The organism is Alkaliphilus metalliredigens QYMF (genome assembly GCF_000016985.1).
Taxonomy (GTDB): Bacteria; Bacillota; Clostridia; order Peptostreptococcales; family Natronincolaceae; genus Alkaliphilus_A; species Alkaliphilus_A metalliredigens.
In genome coordinates, this window is sequence record NC_009633.1 from 2240801 (window position 1) to 2262713 (window position 21913).

Genomic DNA, 21913 nt, shown 5'->3' on the forward strand with positions numbered 1-21913 from the left:
TGATTGATAAATAATAAAGGAGGTAATATTGTGGATAAAACACGGGCACAAGAAATTATTTCTTCTCCAAATATGATTAGTGTAACTTATAATGGAAAAGAAATATATATTGAAAATGTAAACGAGAATACCCAAACGGCTAATATTCATCTACTTAATAAACCTGATAAGAAACAAGAGGTACCTTTAAATAACCTAGTGGAGCATTAAATTCTATGACATCCTGCCTCTCATTTGCCACCGCTTTTTCAAAGTAGGTGGCAATTATTTTATTAATTTTGAAAACAGTCAAATGAGAATCAATCCTGACAGTCATTGAAATGACACAATTAAGACAATTGATTTTGGAGAATCTCTTTGTTATAATAAAATTGTTAGTAATCCTACATCAATGGGAATATATATCTTATAGAGTTTAACAAAATAAATTAACAAAAGTGGGGACGGGAAATGGATGAAAAAGTGATTCGATTAAAGGCAAGCTTCAAAGGAATTATAAGCAGTTTATTGTTTTTACTTCTAAAGTTTATCATTACTTTCAGTTTTTTCACATTCATAAACAGAGTTAAGAATGGCATATTTAATAGGAACGACATTGGTTTTAGAAGTTCTTTTGCTAATCCAATGGATTCTACAACATCTCTACCAGATTTGGCAATTCTATATCTGATATACATTGGCATAACCATTTCACTTATTTTTTTAGGAATTCTTTTATATCGAGTGATCACTTTATTGATGAAGGTCTCCAACAAAGCAATTTTTGATTATAACAACGAAAAGATCATTACTGCAAAACGAACATCACCTTTTACAAAACTAACAGAGGAAAATATTTTTTACAAAATCATCGAAGCAAGTGTGAGTCAGAACCATATCGAAAGGCTGTTCAACACAGGGAAATTATATATTGCCTATTTGGTTTTAGGGGAAACGGACTCCCATATTAGGTATGTAGAGATGGACTACATTGAAGCACCTTTCAAGGCTAAGAAAAAACTAATATAATTTTAATTATAAAGTCTGCCATTACAATCGTGAAGGAAATATGGTTGGAGATGGACTGGTTGATTCTTCGAATAAGCTGCAGTAATGAAAATATATCCTTAAGTAAAGGACGATATAAAGAAGACCATAAGGTAATGAAAGATGATTTCTGTTTTGTACAGGAGTCATCTTTTTTGTATTTATATATTTTTATATTACAATAAGATTAAATTTTAACTCATCTACTAAGGCGGTATTGTTTTAGTCAATTTCTGTGATACAATAGATAACAGATGTGGAATTTATTTACATAAGATAAGAGAAATAAATGATTGAAATGCAAAAAAATATAGCTAGAAATTGGAACTTTTTAGCATCCTAGGAGTCTATTATATAGGATGAATTTTAATTTTTGGCTAGAAAGGAGGTGTTGGTTTGATAGATTGGCTTACAGAAGTGTTAGTATTTGATAGGATTTATTGGTATTTAGCCATACCCTTCACCGTATTGTTGGTAATACAGCTAGTGGCGACTTTTGTAGGGATTGGCGGTGAAGGGGGCCTTGATGGCGGAGAAGATGGAATGGATCTAGGAGATGATGGTGATTTTGAACCGGGATTTCAAATATTTACTGTGAAAAACTTCATTACCTTTTTTGCAGTATTTGGATGGGCTGGAATCACATTTTCTAATGCAGGATTGGGACAATTCACTACCGTTTTATTATCCACCATACTTGGTATTATTGTACTCCTCATTGTATCGGCACTTTTTTATTTTATTACAAAGCTTGCCGACAGTGGGACCATGGATATTCAACGGGCTAAAGGTGTCACTGGAGAAGTGTATCTGCGGATTCCTGCCAAAAGAAATGGCATGGGAAAAGTAAGTATCAAGCTTCAAGGTTCTTTTAGGGAATTGGATGCCATGACAGATGAAGATGATGTGATTACAACAGGACATATTATTGTTGTAAAAGATGTAGTCAGTAATAGTATTTTATTAGTCGAAAAAATGAACAAGGGGGATGCTTAGTGGGTTCAACATATGGAGTAATTTTAATAACGGTTATTGTAGTCGTGATATTTGGAACAATTGCGGCGCTTTTCGCAAGGTTTAAAAGATGTCCATCGGATAAGATTCTAGTTGTATATGGTAAAGTGGGGAAAGAAGGAGATGAAAATAGGTCTTCTAAATGTATTCATGGAGGGGCCGCATTTGTATGGCCTGTGATTCAGCATTCTGAGTTTTTAGATTTGACTCCTTTATCCATAGAAGTAAATCTTCAAAATGCCCTGAGTAAGCAAAATATCAGGGTCGATGTACCTTCAAGGTTTACAGTGGGAATTTCTACTGAACCAGGGATCATGCAAAATGCCGCCGAAAGATTATTGGGATTAGGTCTTGCAGAAATACAGGAGTTGGCAAAGGACATTATCTTTGGTCAGCTAAGATTAGTCATTGCAACCATGGATATTGAGGAAATTAATACTGATAGAGATAAATTTCTTGAAGCTGTTTCTAGCAACGTAGAATCGGAGCTTAAAAAAATAGGTCTACGATTAATCAATGTAAACGTAACAGATATTAATGATGAGTCGGGATACATACAGGCCCTAGGAAAAGAAGCGGCTGCTAAGGCAGTCAATGATGCGAAAAAGAGTGTGGCTGAAAAGGATAGAGATGGATCCATTGGTGAAGCACAGGCCAGACGAGACCAAAGAGTTAAGGTTGCTGAAGCTGATGCCACAGCAGTAGAGGGTGAAAACAGATCTAAAATCACTGTAGCCAACTCTGATGCAGAGAAAAGAGAGCGGACTGCTGAGGCTGAGAGAAGAGCCAGTGCTTCAGAAAAGGTTCAATCAGCAAAGGCACTAGAGGAAGCTTATTTAGCTGAAGAAGAGGCAGAAAAATCTAGGGCTAGAAGAGAAAAAGCTACAATGGAAGCAGATGTACTTGTTCATGCACAAATTGAAAAGCAAAAGTTAGAAATTGAATCAGAGGCCCAGGCTGAAGAATTCAGAAGAATAGCCAGAGGTGAAGCAGACGCCATATTCTCTAAGATGGATGCACAGGCTAGGGGTACCAAGGAAATGCTTGAAAAACAAGCAGAAGGTTTCCAAAAGCTTATTGGAGCTGCCGGTGGGATACCAGAAAAAGCAGTGATGATGATGATCGCTGATCGACTTCCAGAGCTAGTGAAAATACAGGTAGAAGCAATTAAAGGCATTAACATTGATAAAGTAACTGTATGGGATAACATGGGTGGTGGAAAAGATGGTGGAAAGCCAGCTACAGCCAACTTTTTATCAGGAATGATGCAATCACTTCCACCTCTACAGGATATATTTAATAGTGCTGGTTTGGATTTACCAAACTATCTTTTACAAACAAAAGAAACCAAGGAAATTCCTATGAACACAAAGGAAGTCAACACAGAGAATCCTATAGAAAATAATCAAGAATAATCGCAATGAAGGAAATTTAATCACACTCTTTAAATAAATAATTCTAGATCAACACAACTCCAAACTTAAATAACATACATCTTTAGTCGTTTAAAAAGAAGTTAAAGGCGTAAGAATAAAAAAGCATGATTTCTATGAATTTAGAAATCATGCTGTTTTATTTGATTGGGATTAAGGAGAATCTATTTATGAATCAACATTACAACAATTAGTAGATGAAAGGAGGCAATTTGTGATAGTATTAGAATAATCGTTTAACAAATGAAATTATACTTTTAATCCTGATCATAAAGGGTAAATAAATGGATATATTTACTCTTAATATAAAAACTATTTGGAGGTAAACATGAAACTAAATCCGATTATCAAAATAAATCTTCAATTCCATCATCATCACAAACTGCGCTTGGAGCTATAGAATTTTCTGTAGACACAAGCGCTATTGGTGTTTGTGTCTACGATGGTCGGCTTAAATGAAGCTACGTAGACAATTATGTCTATGTAGCTTTTGTGTTTTATAAAACAATATAAAAGGAGGAATAAACAATGGATCTTGAATTAAAAAATGTAAAAGGAACAAAAGATTTTTTCCCAAATGAACAAATTATTAGAAATGGAATTATTAAGAAACTGCAAGAGGTTTTTGAACTTTATGGTTATCAACCACTGGAAACCCCTACACTTTACTATTTAGAGGTTTTAGCATCGAAATACGCAGGGGGAGCAGAAATTCTGAAGGAAACCTATAGTCTAAAGGATCAAGGAGAAAGAGAATTAGGATTACGATATGATTTGACTATTCCTTTTTCAAAGGTAATAGGTATGAACCCTAACTTAAGAATGCCTTTCAAACGCTATGAGATTGGAAAAGTCTTTAGGGATGGACCAGTAAAATTAGGACGAATGAGAGAATTTATACAGTGTGATGTAGATGTCGTAGGGGTAAAGTCAATGATGGCAGAGGCTGAGTTGATGTTTATGGCAACTGAAGTATTTGATAAATTAGGGCTTGATATTTATCTATCCTATAACAATCGAAAATTGTTATCTGGGACGCTAATGAAGCTGAAAATAAACAAAGAACTTGCCAGTGACGTGATACTCTCTTTAGATAAAGTTGAAAAAATAGGAATAGAAGGGGTTAAAAAAGAACTTTTGGAGAAGAACCTACAACCAGAGGTAGTGGAGAACATTATCGAGCTATTAAACAATAAAGAGGCGGCTTCCATAGATTATTATAAAGGAATAGCGTCAAATTCATTAATGCAAGAAGGAATTCAGGAACTAGAAGAGCTTAATGATTATCTTGATGCCATGGGTATTGGAAGTAAAGTAAAGTATAATCCCTTTTTAGCAAGGGGACTTGAAATTTACACGGGGACTGTATATGAGATATTCCTAAAGGATGGCAGTATTACATCGAGTATGGGCGCAGGTGGAAGATATGATGATATTATTGGAAAGTTTATTCAAAATGAGGTGGGATATCCAGCGGTAGGTATTTCCTTTGGTCTTGATGTTATATACACAGCATTGAGCATGAAGAGGGATAATGAATTAGAGTCAAATTTAGATGTTTATATTATTCCCCTAGGTACTGAGGCTGAAGCCTTGAAGATGGCTTGTGAATTGAGAGGACAAGGAATTAAAGTAGACATAGATATGACAGAGCGAAAGCTCAAGAAAAGACTTGATTATGCTAATAAAGAAAAAATTCCTTATGTGTTAATACTGGGAGAAGATGAAGTGAAGAGCCAACGGATTAAAATGAAGGATATGAAAAGCGGTACAGAGGAAGAAATGAAGATATCTGAAATAGGAAATAATGTATTGAGGCGAATACAAAGTTTAACATAAAAAGGATTTCATTAAAACAAGAAGAATATCTTTAGATAAGATATTCTTTTTTTTGTTTAAAAGTAAATATTCAATTGATGGGGAGGTTATTATGAAAAAACAGTGCATCCAAGTGGAGAGTAATCATAAGACTTTTCATGCCAAGGAATCAGAACTTAATAAAAGTCTAATTATAAATACAATCATGACCAATTCCCACGATACAATTTATTTTAAAGATAGAAATTCTACATTTCTTTTAAGCAGCAAGGCACATGCATCACTATTTGGTATTGATAATCCTATGGAGGTTATTGGAAAAAATGATTATGATTATTTTCCTGAGTATTTTGCTAACAATGCTTATCATGATGAAGAGCAAATCATGAGGACAGGTGAGCCCATTATCAGTAGAATTGAAAAATTAATTAAAGCAGATGGTGAGATCATGTGGCTTTCGGCTTCTAAATATCCGCTATATGATGGGCAGGGAAAGATTATTGGTACCTGGGGCACCTCTAGGGATATCACACCTTTGAAAAAAGCAGAAGAAGAGTTGACTAGCTTGAATGAAAAGCTAGAGGAAGCAAACAGGCAACTCAGGATTTTATCAGCTATCGACAGTCTTTCTGGACTTTATAATCATAGACATTTCTTTGAAGAATTGAATAAAGCATTTGAGCTTTACACAAGACAAAAAGAAGAAGGAAGTAGCCATGGCTTTTCTGTTATTTTATTTGATGTTGATAATTTCAAGGTAATCAATGATAAACATGGTCATTTAATGGGAGATGTAGTAATTAGACAAATAGGGGAAATTATGAAAAGAAATACCCGTTCCACCGATAGTTGTTTTAGATACGGTGGAGATGAATTTGCAATACTACTGCCAAATACCAGTATTGAGGATGCAAGACGAATTGCAGAAAAGATGCGGGTAGCTATAAAAAACACAGCCATTGCCTCTGAGCATAGTGAATTGAAAATTACTGTCAGTTTAGGTGTTGCCTCTTGCTGTGAAGCTAAAAGTGTTAAGGATTTATTTCGAAAATCTGATGAAAAGCTTTATTGTTCTAAAAATACAGGAAAGAATATGGTAAGTTAAAGGAACAAGGAAGCCAAATATTTCAGATTATGCAAACACTGAAGGAAGAAGGAAATCTAAAGAAGATCACACCAGTATTATCAAGTACGATGAAAAAAGAGCAGGTGTAGAAGTGAGAGGGTAAGGACCATTACATTGAAAGGCAAAGTCTGATTAATTAATCTCATAAATTGAAATACTAAAGATAAATCATGCAGAGAGGTGATTCTTGTGAGTTTACAGGGTTTTTATTTACTTCCCCATCCCCCCATTGTGGTTCCAGAGGTAGGAAAAGGAGAGGAAGAAAGGATTCGGGATACCGGTAATAGTTTGCATACCGTAGGAAAGGAGATTGCTGAAAAATCTCCTAATGTGATTATACTTGTCACACCCCATGGTACCATGTTTCAAGATGCCATTGCACTTGCCGATGCTGATGAGATTTATGGAGATTTGAAAAGCTTTGGGGTTCCGAATGTTTCTATGAGGTCTCCGATCCATAAAGGTCTCACAAGTAGAATATTTGAACTTGCATATCATAAAGGCATATCTGTTGTCATGGCAACAAATTCTCTTTTAGATCAATATCATACTTCTCTTTTTTTGGATCATGGTGCTTTGGTTCCGCTGTATTTTATCAATCAGTATTATAACAAGTATCAACTTGTACATATTACCTATGCAGCTTTAAGTGACATTGAGTTATATAAATTAGGTATTGAAATCAATAATGCAGTACAAGAACTAAAGGAAGATGCCATTTTGATAGCAAGCGGCGATTTATCTCATAAATTAAAGGAAGAAGGACCTTACGGACATCATCCTTCTGGTGAAAAATTCGACGCAGCTTTTCTTGACCATTTACAAAGAGGAGATGTGGTGGGTGTATTAAGCATGGATGAAGAAATGATCTGTCATGCTGGGGAATGTGGAAGGCGTTCCGTAGCCATTTTACTTGGTGCATTAGAAGGGAAGGAGTTTAGTGGCGATCTTTTAAGCTATGAAGGCACATTTGGTGTTGGCTATGGTGTCATGAGGTTTGATGTTCTTTCGGAGGATGCGCCTACATTAGAGAAATTAGAAGAACTACGGAGCGCTACTTATGAAAAAAGAAAATATGAAAGTGACCCCCATGTGAGACTGGCTAGAGAAAGTTTAACGACTTACCTAGACTGTGAAGAAGTACTTAAAGAGCTTCCTGACTATGTAACAGAGGAAATGACAAATACAAAAAGAGGGGTGTTTGTGTCTCTAAAAATGCATGGAGAGTTAAGGGGGTGCATTGGAACTGTATTTCCTACAACCAACAATATTGCTGAGGAGATTATACGCAATGCAATTGAAGCAGGGCTTAATGATCCTAGGTTTTATGAAGTTGAAGAAAAAGAGCTTATGGACATTGTTTTTTCAGTGGATGTGCTAACAGAGCCTGAATATGTTTCTAAAGAAGCCTTAAGTCCAAAGGAATATGGTGTCATTGTAAGTAGCAAAGGGAAAACAGGACTGCTACTTCCTGATCTAGAAGGGGTCGATACAGTGGAAGAACAGTTATCAATTGCCTTAGAAAAAGCCGGCATAAAGTCCAGTCAAATGTATAAAATACAGCGATTTAAAGTCATTCGCCATAAAGAGAATTAGGAAGAAGGTCAACACCATGAAAAAAGAAGCCATGTTTTATGAAATGAGTAAAGAAAAAGTTCATTGTTTCTTATGCCCACATAATTGTGTTATTGAAAATGGACATACAGGTAAGTGCAATGTACGAACCCATGAAGATGGGAAACTTTATACGATAAATTATGGAGAAGTGACTTCTGTCTCTTTAGATCCTATCGAAAAAAAGCCACTTCATTATTTTAGGCCTGGTAGCCAGATTCTCTCCGTAGGGAGTTTTGGATGTAATTTTGTTTGTGGTTTTTGTCAAAACTATGATATCTCGCAATTTAAAGCAAAAAGTGAATTTGTATCTAAAGAAGAATTGATAAAGACGATATTGACAGCAAAAAATAACATAGGGGTGGCATTTACCTATAATGAGCCAAGTATCTGGTATGAATATGTATATGATTGTGCAAGGTTTTTAAAAGAAACGGACCCGAAGGCAGCGGTAGCCATTGTGACAAATGGATATATTAGCCAGGAACCCTTAAAAGAGCTACTACCCTATGTAGATGCCATGAATATTGATTTGAAGAGCATTAATGGTAAATATTATAAAGCTCTTTGTGGTGGAAGTTTAGAACCAGTATTAAAAACCATCGAAACAGCTGCAAAAGCATGCCATGTGGAAGTCACGACATTATTAGTCACTGGTGAAAATGACACATTAGAGGAAGTAGAGGAAATTGCAAAAATTTTAAGTCATGTAGACCCAGGCATTCCCTTACATCTATCAAGGTATTTTCCGAGATATAAGCTGGAGAACGCTCCAACAGACATCGGTTTTATGAGAAAAGCAGAAGAAATTGCTAGAAAATACCTGGATAAAGTCATTTTAGGAAATATATAGGATAATTAGAAGGCCTTTCCTATCTATGTTTTCACTAGATTGTTTTTCCCAGCAGTGAATTGACTATGATAAAGGTCTGCATAGAAACCCTTCTGGGCTAAAAGTTCTCTATGATTTCCTTTTTCGATAATACTACCTTCATCCATCACCAATATGAGATCTGCATCCTTTATGGTGGAGAGCCTGTGAGCAATGACAAAGCTTGTTCTACCCATCATAAGGGTGTTCATTGCTTTTTGTATATACACTTCGGTTCGGGTATCTACGTTACTTGTGGCCTCATCCAAGATAAGTATCGCAGGGTCTGCCAGTAATGCACGGGCAATTGTCAGAAGCTGTTTTTGACCTTGTGAAATATTTGAAGCCTCTTCTCCAAGTATTGTATGGTATCCATCTGGAAGTGTTCTGATAAAATGATCTGCATGGGCCGCCTTAGCCGCATTCATGATTTCCTCCTCGGTGCTATCAGCGCGACCATAGGCTATATTTTCTTTTATGGTGCCATTAAATAGCCATGTATCTTGTAGAACCATACCAAAGATACTTCTTAAATGTCCTCTTTTAAAATCCCTAATATCAACACCATCTACAGTAATCTTACCTTCACTTATTTCGTAAAAGCGCATTAGGAGATTGACTAGGGTTGTCTTACCTGCACCAGTTGGCCCCACAATGGCAATTGTTTGACCTGGCTTTACATCTATATTCATATTTTCCATTAAAGGCTCGTCTTCTTTATATCCAAATTTGACATTTCTGAATGCAACTTCTCCCTTTGGCATTTTAACATGCTTACTCACTTTAATATCTGGGATTTCTTCTGTTTCATCCAATAGTTCGAAAACACGCTCTGCAGATGCCACCGTAGATTGGAGAATATTAGCAATGTTAGCTGTTTGGATAATGGGTTGTGTAAATTGTCTTGAATATTGTATGAATGCCTGAACGTCTCCAATTTGGATTGCATTTCTAATGGCTAAAATACCACCAACAACAGAAATAAATACAAAACCAATATTATTGATAAATGACATCAGGGGCATAATGATACTTGAAATAAACTGAGCCTTCCATCCTACGTTATAAAGTTGGTCATTTATTTCACTAAAATGTGCAATGGATTGTTCTTCTCTAGAAAAAGCCTTAACAATTTTATGTCCAGTATACATTTCTTCTATATGTCCATTGAGCTCTCCCAAAGTACTTTGTTGAGCTGAAAAATATTCCTGAGAGCGTGTAGCGATGGCTTTTGTAATGAATGCATATAGAGGCAGTGTGACCACTAAAATAAGTGTCATAATAGGGCTGATGATAAGCATCATAATGATGATACCGATTAATGTGATGACTGATGTAATCATTTGGGTAATGCTTTGTTGCAATGTATTACTAATGTTATCAATGTCGTTGGTGACTCTACTTAATATTTCTCCATGTGTATGGGAGTCAAAAAATGTAAGGGGTAATTTAGCCAGCTTATGGTTGACATCATTACGCATATGATAGACAGTTTTTTGTGCAACGATAGCCATAATTCGTTGCTGTGCGTAGGCGAAAACTGCACTGGCAATATACAATCCAGCTAAAATAAATAGTATCCTTAGGATATAGTCAAAATCGATAGGAGCCCCAAGGAATCCTTGCATTCGCTGGGTTGTTCCCTCAAAGAGTTTCGTTGTTGCCATCCCCATAATTCTTGGGCTTAGGACGTTAAAGCCTGTACTTAATAGGGCAGTGATAATAACGACAATGATTCGAAATCTAAATGGTTTCAAATAACTTAATAATCTTTTCAATGTTCTTTTAAAGTCCTTGGGTTTTTCCCCGGGCATACCCAACATTGGGCCTTTACCAGGACCACCACCGGGTCTCATCATTGTTTTTTGTTGTTTGGGATCCTTCATTGGGCCATCTCCTCCTCTGAAAGCTGGGAAGATACAATCTCCCGATAAACATCACAGGTTTTAAGAAGTTCCTTATGGGTTCCGATCCCTGCAATTTGACCTTTATCTAAAACAATAATTTGATCTGCATCTATAATCGTAGTGACTCTTTGCGCAACGATAATTTGGGTGGCGTTCTTCGTTTCATTTTTGAGAGCACCACGTAATTTTGAATCGGTTTTAAAGTCAAGTGCAGAAAAACTATCATCGAATAAATAGATTTCTGGTCTTCTGACTAAGGCCCTGGCAATAGAAAGCCGTTGTTTTTGGCCTCCAGAAAGATTAGTGCCCCCCTGTGCAATGACGGAATCAAAGCCATCCTTCATATTGGATATAAAATCAGTTGCTTGGGCTATTTCAGATGCATATTGAATTTCTTCCATTGTTGCATTCTCTTTCCCGTATTTTATATTATCTGCAATTGTTCCTGTAAAAAGAACTGCTCTTTGGGGAACAAATCCAATTTTTCCTCGTAAGGATTTTTGTGTCATTTCTCTGATATCCATACCATTTACTAGAATATGACCACTATCAATATCATAAAATCGAGGGATCAAATTCACTAGTGTTGATTTTCCTGAGCCTGTACCCCCAATAATTGCTGTAATTTTATTGGGTCTTGCAGTAAAGGAAATATCCTTTAGCACTGGATGCTCTGCACCGGGATAGCTAAATGTAACATGTTTAAACTCAATAAGGCCATCTCTTGTATGAGTAGCCCTAGACTTTAGGGGATCTTTTATTTCTGGAATCGTATCAAATACCTCATTAATCCTGACTGCAGATGCAGAGGCACGAGGGAACATCACAAACATCATGGAAAGCATAATTAAAGCGAACATAATTTGCATGACATATTGAATAAAGGCCATTAGGTCTCCTACCTGCATGGTTCCATTGTCAATTCTGGTGGCACCAAACCAAATGACAGCTATGGTGGTAAAATTAAAGATAAGGGACATAGCGGGCATCATCACTGCCATTATTTTAGTAACCTTAATGGATGTGCTTGTCAGGTCATGATTTGCTTCTTTGAAGCGATCTTTCTCATGTTCTACTCTATTGAATGCTCTAATGACTCTAACACCTGTAAGGGTTTCCCTTAGGACTTGGTTTAGATTATCCAGCTTGGTTTGCATTAATTTAAATAATGGGGTCACTTTTTTAGCCACAACAACGATCCCCAATGTAATGACAGGGACAACAAAGACAATAATTAATGAGAGGGTTGCATTTTTGGAAACTGCCATAATAATCCCACCGATACCCATCATCGGTGCTCTGGCCATCATGCCCAGAGACATCATGACCACTTGTTGCATTTGTGTAATGTCATTTGTGGTTCTGGTAATCAGGGAGGATGTCCCTATTTTATTAAATTCGTTAAGGGAAAAATCCTCGGCTCTTTCAAACATCTGACTACGAAGATCTCGTCCAAAGGCCATGGCAGTCTTTGATGATAAATAGCTGGCGTAAACGGCACATAATGTACCTACCAATGCAATGATCATCATGATGGCTCCTACTTTAAATATGTATGAGGTATTCCCTGTAACCACGCCTATATCAACGATATCAGCCATTAATGTAGGCAAAAATAACTCCGCAATGACTTGTAGAAACACTAAACCTAAAGCAGATAACACTGACAGACGATAGGGCTTTAAATATCTGAGTAACTTAATCATGAAAATCATCTCCCATTGTAAATTATAACCTTGATCCCGAATCTATATAAATGTCTTGGCATATATTATCACTAAAAAATTTTCATGTCAATTTTAATTAAGTGACACCAGAGCTTAGGGTAAGATTGAAGTGGTAAAAATCTTAAATGTAACGGTCAAGACGAAGGGCAAAATAATTTCCATATAATGTGTAATATGTTAGTATAGTAGAGAGTGCATTATGGATATTTTTTTATTTAAAAGGGGGGGTTTTTTGTTATTATATAATAATTTTTTTATTCTTATGGTTACCTCGTTAGTAATGCTAGGAGATGCAGTGTCAAAAATGAAAGGAAGACGGACCTTTAATAATATAAAGGCACTTTCTGCTTTAGCCCAATTGCTTGCAATTGCCTATGGGCTGACTGAAATTATGGATAATACTTGGGGCGAAGAATATACGCCACTGTTTTTAGTGATGTTTATTCTTATTTATTTTATGATGCAATATTTTTTTGGAACAGATTATTCAGTGAAGGTAGAAAAATCTCAGCATTTATTAGAAGCAGTGACGGAAGCAATAGCAGCGGTAGAGTTTTCAAAGGCAGAAAAGAAACAGGAAAAGGATATTACAAAATTTATATTTCCTGACTCCAAAAAGAGAATTGAAATTAAGGTGAGGGATTCTTATGTAAGTAGTACTGAAAAGGTGCATACAATCCACTTTAAAAGGTGGTTCAGTGCTCAAACGAAACGTGAAATTATGAGATCTGTTGAAGCATATTTGTATCTACATGATGATTTTAAATATAAAAAACGAAGTATTATTTTTCAATTCATAGGAGCATCTGTGGCAACGGTGGTGTGCATATTTTTACTAAGTGCTGCTGTAATGGAGCCAGAACGGATTGAAGTTATATCCAATGATAGGATGCCAGCTGAAATTCATGAATTGACTACCGACACTCGTTATACCGATAAGGTGGTCATAGAAAGACTATATGAAATCCTAAATAGCACGGGTACCTATCGGTGGAAGGGGGTAACAGCTGAAGAAGTAAAAGAAGTCACTGAACTGGAAGTGAATTATGGATATCCATGGAGAACCCTTTATGTGGGGGAGAGAAATAACATGGTATTATTCATAGATCATTCAGAGAGAGCTGAACAATCTGATCTTCATTGGATAGCCTCTAAAATTTATGGTATTTATAATAAAGCAGGAGGTACTTATTATCGAGTTTATGGTGAAGATGGAATATATGAAATGCTAAAACAATAGTTGAACACTGCCACCACATAGGCTAAGTCATGAAGTGGGAGATTCTTATTTCATAAAATTTAGACCGACTGGAAATTTTTCTTCTGGTTGGTCTTTTTTTGTGATGATGTTGATGCAGAAAGTAAGATAAATGAAGGATCTAGTTTTACTGTTGAGTTGCCATTAAAAAAGGAATAGGTCCTCTAGGATGTACTATCTGGTGGCATATAAAGTAACACCATTATTTGGAAATAGATTTAATAAATAGTTAATGCTTTGTTCATCTATAGTTTATAATTAGCTGATATACTCAATTATGAACGATAGCTAATTCAAATCCATGGGTTAATGGTCTAAATATAATTGATTTTAAGTTTGGATCTTGCCTGTGTAAAAATTGATTGAGAAGGGAGTTGTTCGTTTGTTGCACAAGGGATTACTAATTATATTAGTAGGAATACTTCTAATTTCATTTACAGCATGTGCTGCCACAGAAGAGGAAGTTGAAGTAGTAGCCATTGTAAATAGTCAGGAAATTCGGAGGGTAGATTTTGAAAGCGTAGTAGAGAACACCAAGTTATATTACCAACAACAGTTTGGAATAGATTTCCAAAGTGAGGATGACAAAGGATTAATCGCATTGATAGAGGAAGATGCCTTAAATAACCTGATTGAACAGGAACTACTTTTACAGAGTACATTAGAAAGGGATTACCAGGTCTCTAAGGATGAATTAAACTATGAAATAGAGCAAATTAAATCCCAGTTTGAAAGTGAAGAAGAATTTTCAATGGCTTTGGAGGTAAACCAATTAACCCTAGCATTATTAGAAGAAGACATAGCTAATGAAATCATGCTTAGACAATATATCCAAGATGAAGTCGGAGACCCCACTGTATCTGAAGAGGAAATGATGGCGATGTATGATGAATACAGCGAAACCATGGAGGATCTACCATCCTTTGAAGAAATACAGCCTCAATTACAGGAAGAGATTAAGTATCAAAAGTTTCAAGCCAGCCTTTGGGAGTTGCTTGAAACCTTAAAGGCGGAAGGTAACATAGAGATTTTACTTTAGAAAAATTTCTATGGGATTACACGCTATTTGTAATTTAAATACAATGCCCTCCCTTAGATTTATGATATATGCCAGGATTAAGCCTATATTTATAGGCAATCCTGGCAACTTATTTTTATTGGTTTTCATCCTGGGGGCTACGATTTTTAGTAAAATAAATGATTATAGGGGGAATTGGTTTTGAATTTTTTAACACAACCATTAGGTGCACTTTTGAAAATAATATTTGACGTGATTGGAAATTATGGTATTGCAATTATTGTATTTACAGTACTTGTGAAATTAGCAATGGTTCCTTTAACAATGAAACAAACAAAATCCATGAAAAAAATGCAGGAAATACAACCAATGATTAAGGAGTTACAAGAGCAGCATAAAGATGATAAAGAACAAATGAATATTAAAGTAATGGAGCTTTATAAAGAGTATAATGTGAGTCCTTTTGGGGGATGTTTACCTTTATTAATTCAATTTCCTATAATTATTGGCTTATTTACAGTATTAAGAGAGCCTATGGATTATGGATTTACCCTAGAAGTAATACAGGCAGGTTTTTTATGGATACCGAATCTAGCTGAAGCAGATCCATGGATACTGCCTTTGTTAGCAGGTTTAACTACCTATTTATCTAGTATTTCCATGGCAGCCACAGGCAATAAAAAAGATCCAACCCAAGTTATCATGAAATATTTTTTTCCTATTATGATTTTTTGGTGGGGAAGAAGTTTTCCTGCCGGATTGACTCTATATTGGGTAATAAGCAATCTATTTCAAGCAGGTCAGCAAATCGTGATTAATAAACCCTATTTAAAACAAAGGGAAGGTTCAAGTTAACATCAATGAGGATAAAAAACATGCTGAACTGGTTAAAGTACCAAGTGTAGCATTTTTTTTATAAATAGGATAAACCTTTGTTCATAATTCTTCATATTTAGTCCACAGTTAAATTTATATAATAACCCTATAGCCGAACCTCACTGAGAAAAGGAGACAATCATTATGGATACAAAACTATTTAAATTGGGTAAAGGAATTCTTCTTCTATTTTTAATTATATATGTTGGTTCACTAATCGATTGGATTTTTAATCCTCTGATAGTTATATTTCAAACTTTATTTATTCCAGTGATCCTTTCTGGATTTCTTTTTTACTTATTGAGACCCCTTCGCGATGTAATAAACAAAAAATTATCAAAGGGAGTATCCATTTTACTATTATATGTTTTTCTAATTTTCATTATGATAAGTCTATTCATTATCATTGGTCCGATACTGCAGAGGCAGCTTCAGAGCTTAACTGACAATATGCCTGTTATTATTTCTGAAATCCAGAGAAGTGTCATCAATATCCAAGAAAGTGGAATTTTTCAAGGAAATCAATTAAGTGAGATGTTGAATGTAGAAGAGTTTATATTTCAACTAGGTGATTTGCTGAATGAACTGGGTAAAAACATTGCTTCCAACGTGGCAAGTTTTATAGGAGTACTAGCAAATGCAGTACTTGTATTAATCATTGTTCCATTTATTCTTTTTTATATGCTAAGGGATGGAGAGAGATTTGGGAAGTCTATTTTAAATATTTTTAACGAGAAACAACGTGGTGAGGTTGAAGATATTTTGAAGGAGATCGATACAACCCTTAGTTCCTATATACAAGGGCAGGGAATTGTTTGTCTTTGTGTAGGTATTTTATGTTATATTACATTCCTTATTGTTGGACTAGACTATGCATTACTATTGGCTGTAATAGCAGGTGTGACAAATATTATTCCTTACTTTGGACCTTGGATCGGGACTTTTCCTGCTGTAATTGTTGCCCTGTTTCAATCACCAATGATGGCACTGCTTATTGTCGTCACTGTTGTTGTTATTCAACAGATTGAAAGCAATCTCATCGCACCCCAAGTGATTGGGAAAAAACTAAAAATGCATCCCATTACGATTATGTTTTTAATATTAGTGGCAGGTCGTTTAATAGGTTTAATTGGCATGATACTGGTTGTTCCTACTTATGGAATTTGTAGAGTCCTATTCACACACGGCTTTCAAATTTGGAAGTTAAAACTTAGGGGAAAATAATATGATATTAGCATATGTTCACAGTCGGTTCACATTGAAGCTTTAGAATAGGATTATAGTGAGAAGAAAAAACTAAAGGATTTAATAAAGAATACATAAAATGAGACTTAAGTCAAAGGAACCTAGTAAGATAGCAAAGATAGATTGAAGTAGGATGATGATGAGTTTGAGCAGGCTGTAAAAAAATTAGAAATTCACAGTAGATAAAAGGAGTGAAGGGAAATGGAAATGAAACAAAAGAGCATAGACCCAAATCAAATAAAATTAATAAAGACAGAGTTAACTCGATTTATGATGTCTTATAAGTTTGCAATGGATGAACTCAATACGAAAATTGATATTCTAAAACAAGAGTTTCGTTATATTCATGAATATAGCCCTATTGAACACGTGGAATCTCGACTTAAAACACCAGAAAGTATTGTAAAAAAAGCCTACAAAAAAGGATATGAGCTTACATTACCTTCAATAAAAGAAAATGTTCAAGATATCGCAGGACTTCGAATTACTTGTTCTTTTATCTCTGATATTTATGAGTTAAGTGAGATGTTACGAAATCAGAAAGATATAAAAGTCATTAAGTGTAAGGATTATATAAAAAATCCTAAACCTAATGGCTACAAAAGTTTGCATTTAATATTACAAATTCCTATTTTTATGTCTGATAGGGTAGAAGAAGTTTATGTGGAAGTACAAATTAGAACCATTGCTATGGATTTTTGGGCAAGCTTGGAGCACAAAATTTACTATAAATATGATAAAGAGATTCCTGATAGGTTGGTGGCAGAGCTCAAGGAAGCAGCAACTTCAGTGTCAGAATTAGACAAGAAAATGGAAAACATTCATAAAGAGATCAGCCAAATTAAAGAACGAATTGATTCTAATGATGATCCACAAGAAATCTCGATTAACAATGAGAGATTTTATCTCCCACATGACTTCTTACAGAGCATTTTAATTTAGCAAAAATCATGCTGGTTTATTGAACAGCTATAGACATTCCGCACTTGTCAAATGATGTGTTTAAATGTAAAATGAGATGAATATATTTGCTTGGGCTAGTATCTCCACTGAAAAACACTTCATAAAGAATGTTTTATGAGATTGATAGAAAAGTGTAAGGTATAATCCATGGGCAGGATATTTTGTTTTTAAAAACCCAGTGGTCTTATGCTGTTTAAACATACTGAGAAAGCAAGGTGAACTATTTGACTTTCAGCTACAATAAGATGAAAGAGAAGTTACATACCATTATATTTGGAACTGATACGCCGGCAGGAAAGGCTTTTGATGTCATGCTGATTATTGCAATTATCGGCAATAGTCTTCTGGTTATTGCTGAAAGTGTGGATTCCATCAGGAATGCTTATGGATTGTTGATAACAGCACTAACTGGTTTTTTTCTTATTATTTTCACAATCGAGTATATCCTAAGACTCTTAATTGTAGAAAGGCAAAAGGATTACGTCTTGAGCTTTTTTGGCATTATCGATTTGCTAGCGATTTTGCCAATATACTTCAGTTTTTTCTTGCCTCAAGTGCGATTTCTGGTTGTGATCCGGACCTTTAGACTGCTTAGATTGTTTAGTATTTTAAAGATGGGGCGCTACATTGATGAATCTAGTCAACTATTACGGGCATTGAAAGCCAGTAAAGCTAAAATCTCGGTCTTTCTTTTCACAATGCTATTCATTATCATGCTAGTGGGATCCATGATGTACATCATTGAAGGACCTGAAAATGGCTTTGTCAATATTCCGGAGTCCATGTACTGGGCCGTGGTTACGGTTTCCACCGTGGGTTATGGGGATATTTCTCCACAGACTCCTGTGGGAAAGCTACTTTCCAGCCTGTTGATGATTGTCGGTTACGGAATTCTGGCTGTGCCTACTGGAATTATCTCTCACGAATTAGCCAATACCCCTAAGGGTGTAGTGAAAACCAAAATATGTCAAAAATGTAATACAGAAGCAAACTCCCAGGCTGATCGATTTTGTTCTAATTGTGGTAGTTCGTTTGGCTCTTGACATAAGCATCTTTTCATGAGACTTTGGAATTTGCAGGGTAATTGCAGATGTGCATCACAATAAAAAATAAATTTTGATTTTCTAACCAATCATTTGTACGGCTATTGCATGGAGAATGATTGGTTTTTATTTTTTGAAAATAAATCTGAATCATGTTAAAAAAGAAGAGAAGGCGGTAATAACAGATGAAATTACAACTGAATAAGCGTCGTATACTTAAGGGAATATTTATTTTTGCTGCTGTATTTATGGTCATAATGGTCATGATACTGACCATATTAGTTGTGGGAGCATATCAGGAGGACCTTAGTCAGTTAGAGGATCCCTTGCCCAAGGCACTGATTATTTTTGATAAAGAAGAGGAGGTCGTATCGGAACGGTCTTCCGCCCAATTTAATCCAGTTCCATTATCACAAATACCAGAGGAGTTACTGGCTGCCATTGTTGCCGTTGAAGATCAGCGATTCTATGATCACTCAGGGGTCGACCTTCGGGGGATTGTCCGTTCGGCTTGGCGAAATATGCGAGCAGGCTCTATTGTTGAAGGAGGCAGTACCCTGACACAACAATTGGCGAAAAATCTTTTCCTTACGTCGGAACGGACATATACTCGTAAATTCAAAGAAGTCATTACCGCCTATCGAATCGAGGGCCAATATAGCAAAGAAGACATATTAGAGTTATATTTAAATCAAATCTACTTTGGTGAAGGGACTTGGGGTATTCAGAATGCCGCACAAATTTATTTTGGTAAAGACATAGAAGAAATTACCCTATCTGAAGCAGCACTTTTAGCTGCCTTACCTAAGGCGCCAACTCATTATTCTCCCTTTAAAAATGAAGAAAAGGCCAAGGAACGACGGAACCTTGTTCTCTATTTACTTCATGATCAAAATGTGATTGATGAAAATGAATATGATAGTGCAGTGAATGAGGAAATCATTTTGAGAGATTGGGAATTAGATGTTTTGAGAGGGAAATATCCTAGTTATGTTGACCATGTTATTGAAGAAGCCATTCATAAACATGGGTTTGATGAGGAATATCTTTTAACAGGTGGATTACATATTTATACGCAAATGGACGTGGTTGTACAAACTGCAATTGAAACCACTTATGAAAACGAGGCACTATTCCCAGAAAATAGTGGCGACGAAATTGTTCAAAGTGCAACTGTTGTGATGGATCCATCTAACGGTGGCATACGTGGCCTTGTAGGCTATCGTGGGGAGCACTTTCATCGTGGCTATAACCGGGCCACACAGTTAAAAAGACAACCAGGTTCTTCTATAAAGCCATTGGCTGTTTATGCACCAGCCTTGGAAAATGGTTATAAACCTGACTCAATGCTAATTGATGAGAAAACAGATTTTAATGGCTATGCACCAAGGAACTACAATGACAGCTACCAGGGGAGCGTTAGTCTATCTGATGCATTAGTCTATTCTATTAATGTACCTGCAGTGGCATTGCTACATGAAATAGGGATCGATACTGGTATTGGTTTTCTAGAAAAGTCCGGTATTCCAATGCATCAAGACGATCGAAATTTAAGCATCGCACTTGGTGGATTCACAGAGAGGGTTTCTCCTTTAGAAATGGCACAAGCATTTAGTATGTTTCCTAACTTAGGCTCAATGAACCAAGCACATGCCATTACAAGAATTACCTCTAGTACGGGTAAAGTTTTATTTGAAGTTGTTGAAAAAGCAGTTGACGTGATGAAACCAGAAAATGCCTATAGAATGACCCAAATGTTAATGGGAGTTGTTCAAGAAGGGACTGGGAAAAATACAGCCTCACACCAAAGCTTAGGATCTAATATGACTTTAATATTATGAAAACATTTACTGCCAGTAAGATTAATTGTATACTTTTTCGTTTCTTTATCCTTGAGGAATATCTTATCTTTACCAGATGGACGCTGATATGCTATGTAGATTGGATTGGTTAACATATACACAACTTGACTTTGCTTTAAAGGTAAGGGGTCTTTTGATGGTTTCATCTCATTGGCAAAGCCTAATAAACCGTCAATTGTAACGTTACTAGATAAATATTCTTCAAAAATTGCTTTCACAATAGGAGCTTCCACTTGATGAGGAACTAACTCATATTCATCATCATACTGTTCTAAATATTCATCGACGTTCTCTGTAAGACCAAAAGGGATATGGGCTCCTCTAGAATAGAGTCCTTTTTCTCTTTTAACCTTTCTTCCTAAGGAAGTTCTTTCGTTGATTTCCTTAGACTCTAGTTCACTGATCCCCATCAGTATATTTTCAATAAAGTCTGAGTAGTAGTTATTGGAGTCTGCTTGAAATTCACCTGGCGCAGAGTATAGGATCTTCACATTATGTTTTTTACATAGCTTTTTAATACTGAGGAGTTCATTGAAGTTTCTAGAGAGTCGATCCCTCTTGAAGACGACAAGGGTTTTAAATTTATCCTGTTTCAAGTCATATAATAATTCACAAAAGCCATTTCTTTTGTCATAAGTATACGTAGATGCAGATTCGCTATCCCAATAGGATTTATATATAAGCAACCCCTTCGAATTAATGACTTGTTTTCCTGTGAAAATTTGAGAGGGGATCGAGTGACTCTCAGTTTTGATTAATTTTCTAGCATAAATGGCTGCATAGTCATAAGGTGTTAAAAATAAGATATCATCCTCAACGGTTGCAAAGTTTGCGCTGGGATCATCAACAATGATTTTTTCCTCCATTTGAGCCTTCCTTTCTTATGAAATTTTCGTTCAGCATATAATCTAAAATGATATTAATCAATGCGTCTTTAGCATTTTTATCATTTCTGTAGGTAATTGAAATATTGTGTGTATTAGTATTTTTCATCGACATCTCCTTAAAATATATTCTCAATGAATGAGAATCATTATAAAGATTTTAAAAATTGTAAATAGGTTGTTTGATAATATTTCCTGAGCAATGTATTTAATAAATATATTTCTTAA

General features: G+C 35.6%; 18 protein-coding genes. 15 read left to right on the top strand and 3 right to left on the bottom strand.

Annotated elements, in window-relative coordinates:
* Positions 1 to 30 precede the first annotated feature (30 nt).
* The 8 genes from AMET_RS10700 to amrS all read left to right on the top strand — a co-directional run bounded on the left by AMET_RS10700 (position 31) and on the right by amrS (position 8884).
* Entirely contained in the window at positions 31 to 210 is a 180-nt protein-coding gene (locus AMET_RS10700; protein ID WP_041720658.1) for an H-type small acid-soluble spore protein, read from the top strand.
* A gap of 240 nt (positions 211 to 450) precedes the next feature.
* Positions 451 to 1008, top strand: coding sequence for a hypothetical protein (locus AMET_RS10705; protein WP_012063303.1), 558 nt, complete (start codon positions 451 to 453; stop codon positions 1006 to 1008).
* A gap of 414 nt (positions 1009 to 1422) precedes the next feature.
* Positions 1423 to 2022 (top strand): hypothetical protein, encoded by a 600-nt coding sequence (locus AMET_RS10710; RefSeq protein ID WP_012063305.1) that lies wholly within the window; start codon positions 1423 to 1425, stop codon positions 2020 to 2022.
* Positions 2022 to 3455, top strand: coding sequence for a flotillin family protein (locus AMET_RS10715; RefSeq protein WP_012063306.1), 1434 nt, complete (start codon positions 2022 to 2024; stop codon positions 3453 to 3455). Before AMET_RS10710 ends, AMET_RS10715 begins: the two co-directional genes overlap by 1 nt.
* Positions 3456 to 4001: 546 nt before the next feature.
* Positions 4002 to 5312, top strand: coding sequence for a histidine--tRNA ligase (locus AMET_RS10720; protein WP_012063307.1), 1311 nt, complete (start codon positions 4002 to 4004; stop codon positions 5310 to 5312).
* A gap of 91 nt (positions 5313 to 5403) precedes the next feature.
* A complete protein-coding gene (locus tag AMET_RS10725) occupies positions 5404 to 6396 on the top strand; it encodes a sensor domain-containing diguanylate cyclase (RefSeq protein ID WP_012063308.1) in 993 nt (330 codons plus the stop codon).
* A 210-nt stretch (positions 6397 to 6606) separates the two neighbouring features.
* Entirely contained in the window at positions 6607 to 8013 is a 1407-nt protein-coding gene (gene amrA / locus AMET_RS10730; protein WP_012063309.1) for an AmmeMemoRadiSam system protein A, read from the top strand.
* Between the two features lie 16 nt (positions 8014 to 8029).
* Entirely contained in the window at positions 8030 to 8884 is an 855-nt protein-coding gene (gene amrS / locus AMET_RS10735) for an AmmeMemoRadiSam system radical SAM enzyme (RefSeq protein ID WP_012063310.1), read from the top strand.
* 23 nt (positions 8885 to 8907) lie between these two features.
* Here the strand turns inward: amrS and AMET_RS10740 are convergent, their stop codons facing one another.
* Entirely contained in the window at positions 8908 to 10788 is a 1881-nt protein-coding gene (locus tag AMET_RS10740) for an ABC transporter ATP-binding protein (RefSeq protein ID WP_012063311.1), read from the bottom strand.
* Entirely contained in the window at positions 10785 to 12515 is a 1731-nt protein-coding gene (locus tag AMET_RS10745) for an ABC transporter ATP-binding protein (RefSeq protein WP_012063312.1), read from the bottom strand. The genes AMET_RS10740 and AMET_RS10745 overlap by 4 nt, the downstream gene beginning before the upstream one ends.
* A gap of 283 nt (positions 12516 to 12798) precedes the next feature.
* Between AMET_RS10745 and AMET_RS10750 the strand changes: the two genes are divergently transcribed.
* From AMET_RS10750 to AMET_RS10780, 7 genes are all read left to right on the top strand, one after another.
* Positions 12799 to 13776, top strand: a complete 978-nt coding sequence (locus AMET_RS10750; protein ID WP_157047231.1) for a hypothetical protein — start codon at positions 12799 to 12801, stop codon at positions 13774 to 13776.
* A 400-nt stretch (positions 13777 to 14176) separates the two neighbouring features.
* Positions 14177 to 14833 carry a SurA N-terminal domain-containing protein gene (locus AMET_RS10755; RefSeq protein WP_012063314.1) on the top strand — a complete coding sequence of 219 codons (657 nt, stop codon included), beginning with the start codon at positions 14177 to 14179 and terminating at the stop codon, positions 14831 to 14833.
* Positions 14834 to 15013: 180 nt separating this feature from the next.
* Complete coding sequence (locus AMET_RS10760; RefSeq protein WP_012063315.1) at positions 15014 to 15667, top strand: YidC/Oxa1 family membrane protein insertase; 654 nt, start codon at positions 15014 to 15016, stop codon at positions 15665 to 15667.
* 165 nt (positions 15668 to 15832) lie between these two features.
* A complete protein-coding gene (locus tag AMET_RS10765; RefSeq protein WP_012063316.1) occupies positions 15833 to 16912 on the top strand; it encodes an AI-2E family transporter in 1080 nt (359 codons plus the stop codon).
* Positions 16913 to 17134: 222 nt separating this feature from the next.
* Positions 17135 to 17875 carry a GTP pyrophosphokinase gene (locus AMET_RS10770; RefSeq protein ID WP_012063317.1) on the top strand — a complete coding sequence of 247 codons (741 nt, stop codon included), beginning with the start codon at positions 17135 to 17137 and terminating at the stop codon, positions 17873 to 17875.
* Between the two features lie 266 nt (positions 17876 to 18141).
* The gene (locus AMET_RS10775; RefSeq protein WP_041720663.1) at positions 18142 to 18939 is read left to right on the top strand and encodes an ion transporter; all 798 of its coding nucleotides are present in this window, start codon (positions 18142 to 18144) and stop codon (positions 18937 to 18939) included.
* A 185-nt stretch (positions 18940 to 19124) separates the two neighbouring features.
* The gene (locus AMET_RS10780) at positions 19125 to 20780 is read left to right on the top strand and encodes a transglycosylase domain-containing protein (RefSeq protein ID WP_012063319.1); all 1656 of its coding nucleotides are present in this window, start codon (positions 19125 to 19127) and stop codon (positions 20778 to 20780) included.
* Here the strand turns inward: AMET_RS10780 and AMET_RS10785 are convergent.
* Positions 20711 to 21667 (bottom strand): recombinase family protein, encoded by a 957-nt coding sequence (locus tag AMET_RS10785; RefSeq protein WP_012063320.1) that lies wholly within the window; start codon positions 21665 to 21667, stop codon positions 20711 to 20713. The genes AMET_RS10780 and AMET_RS10785 overlap by 70 nt on opposite strands.
* Positions 21668 to 21913 lie beyond the last annotated feature (246 nt).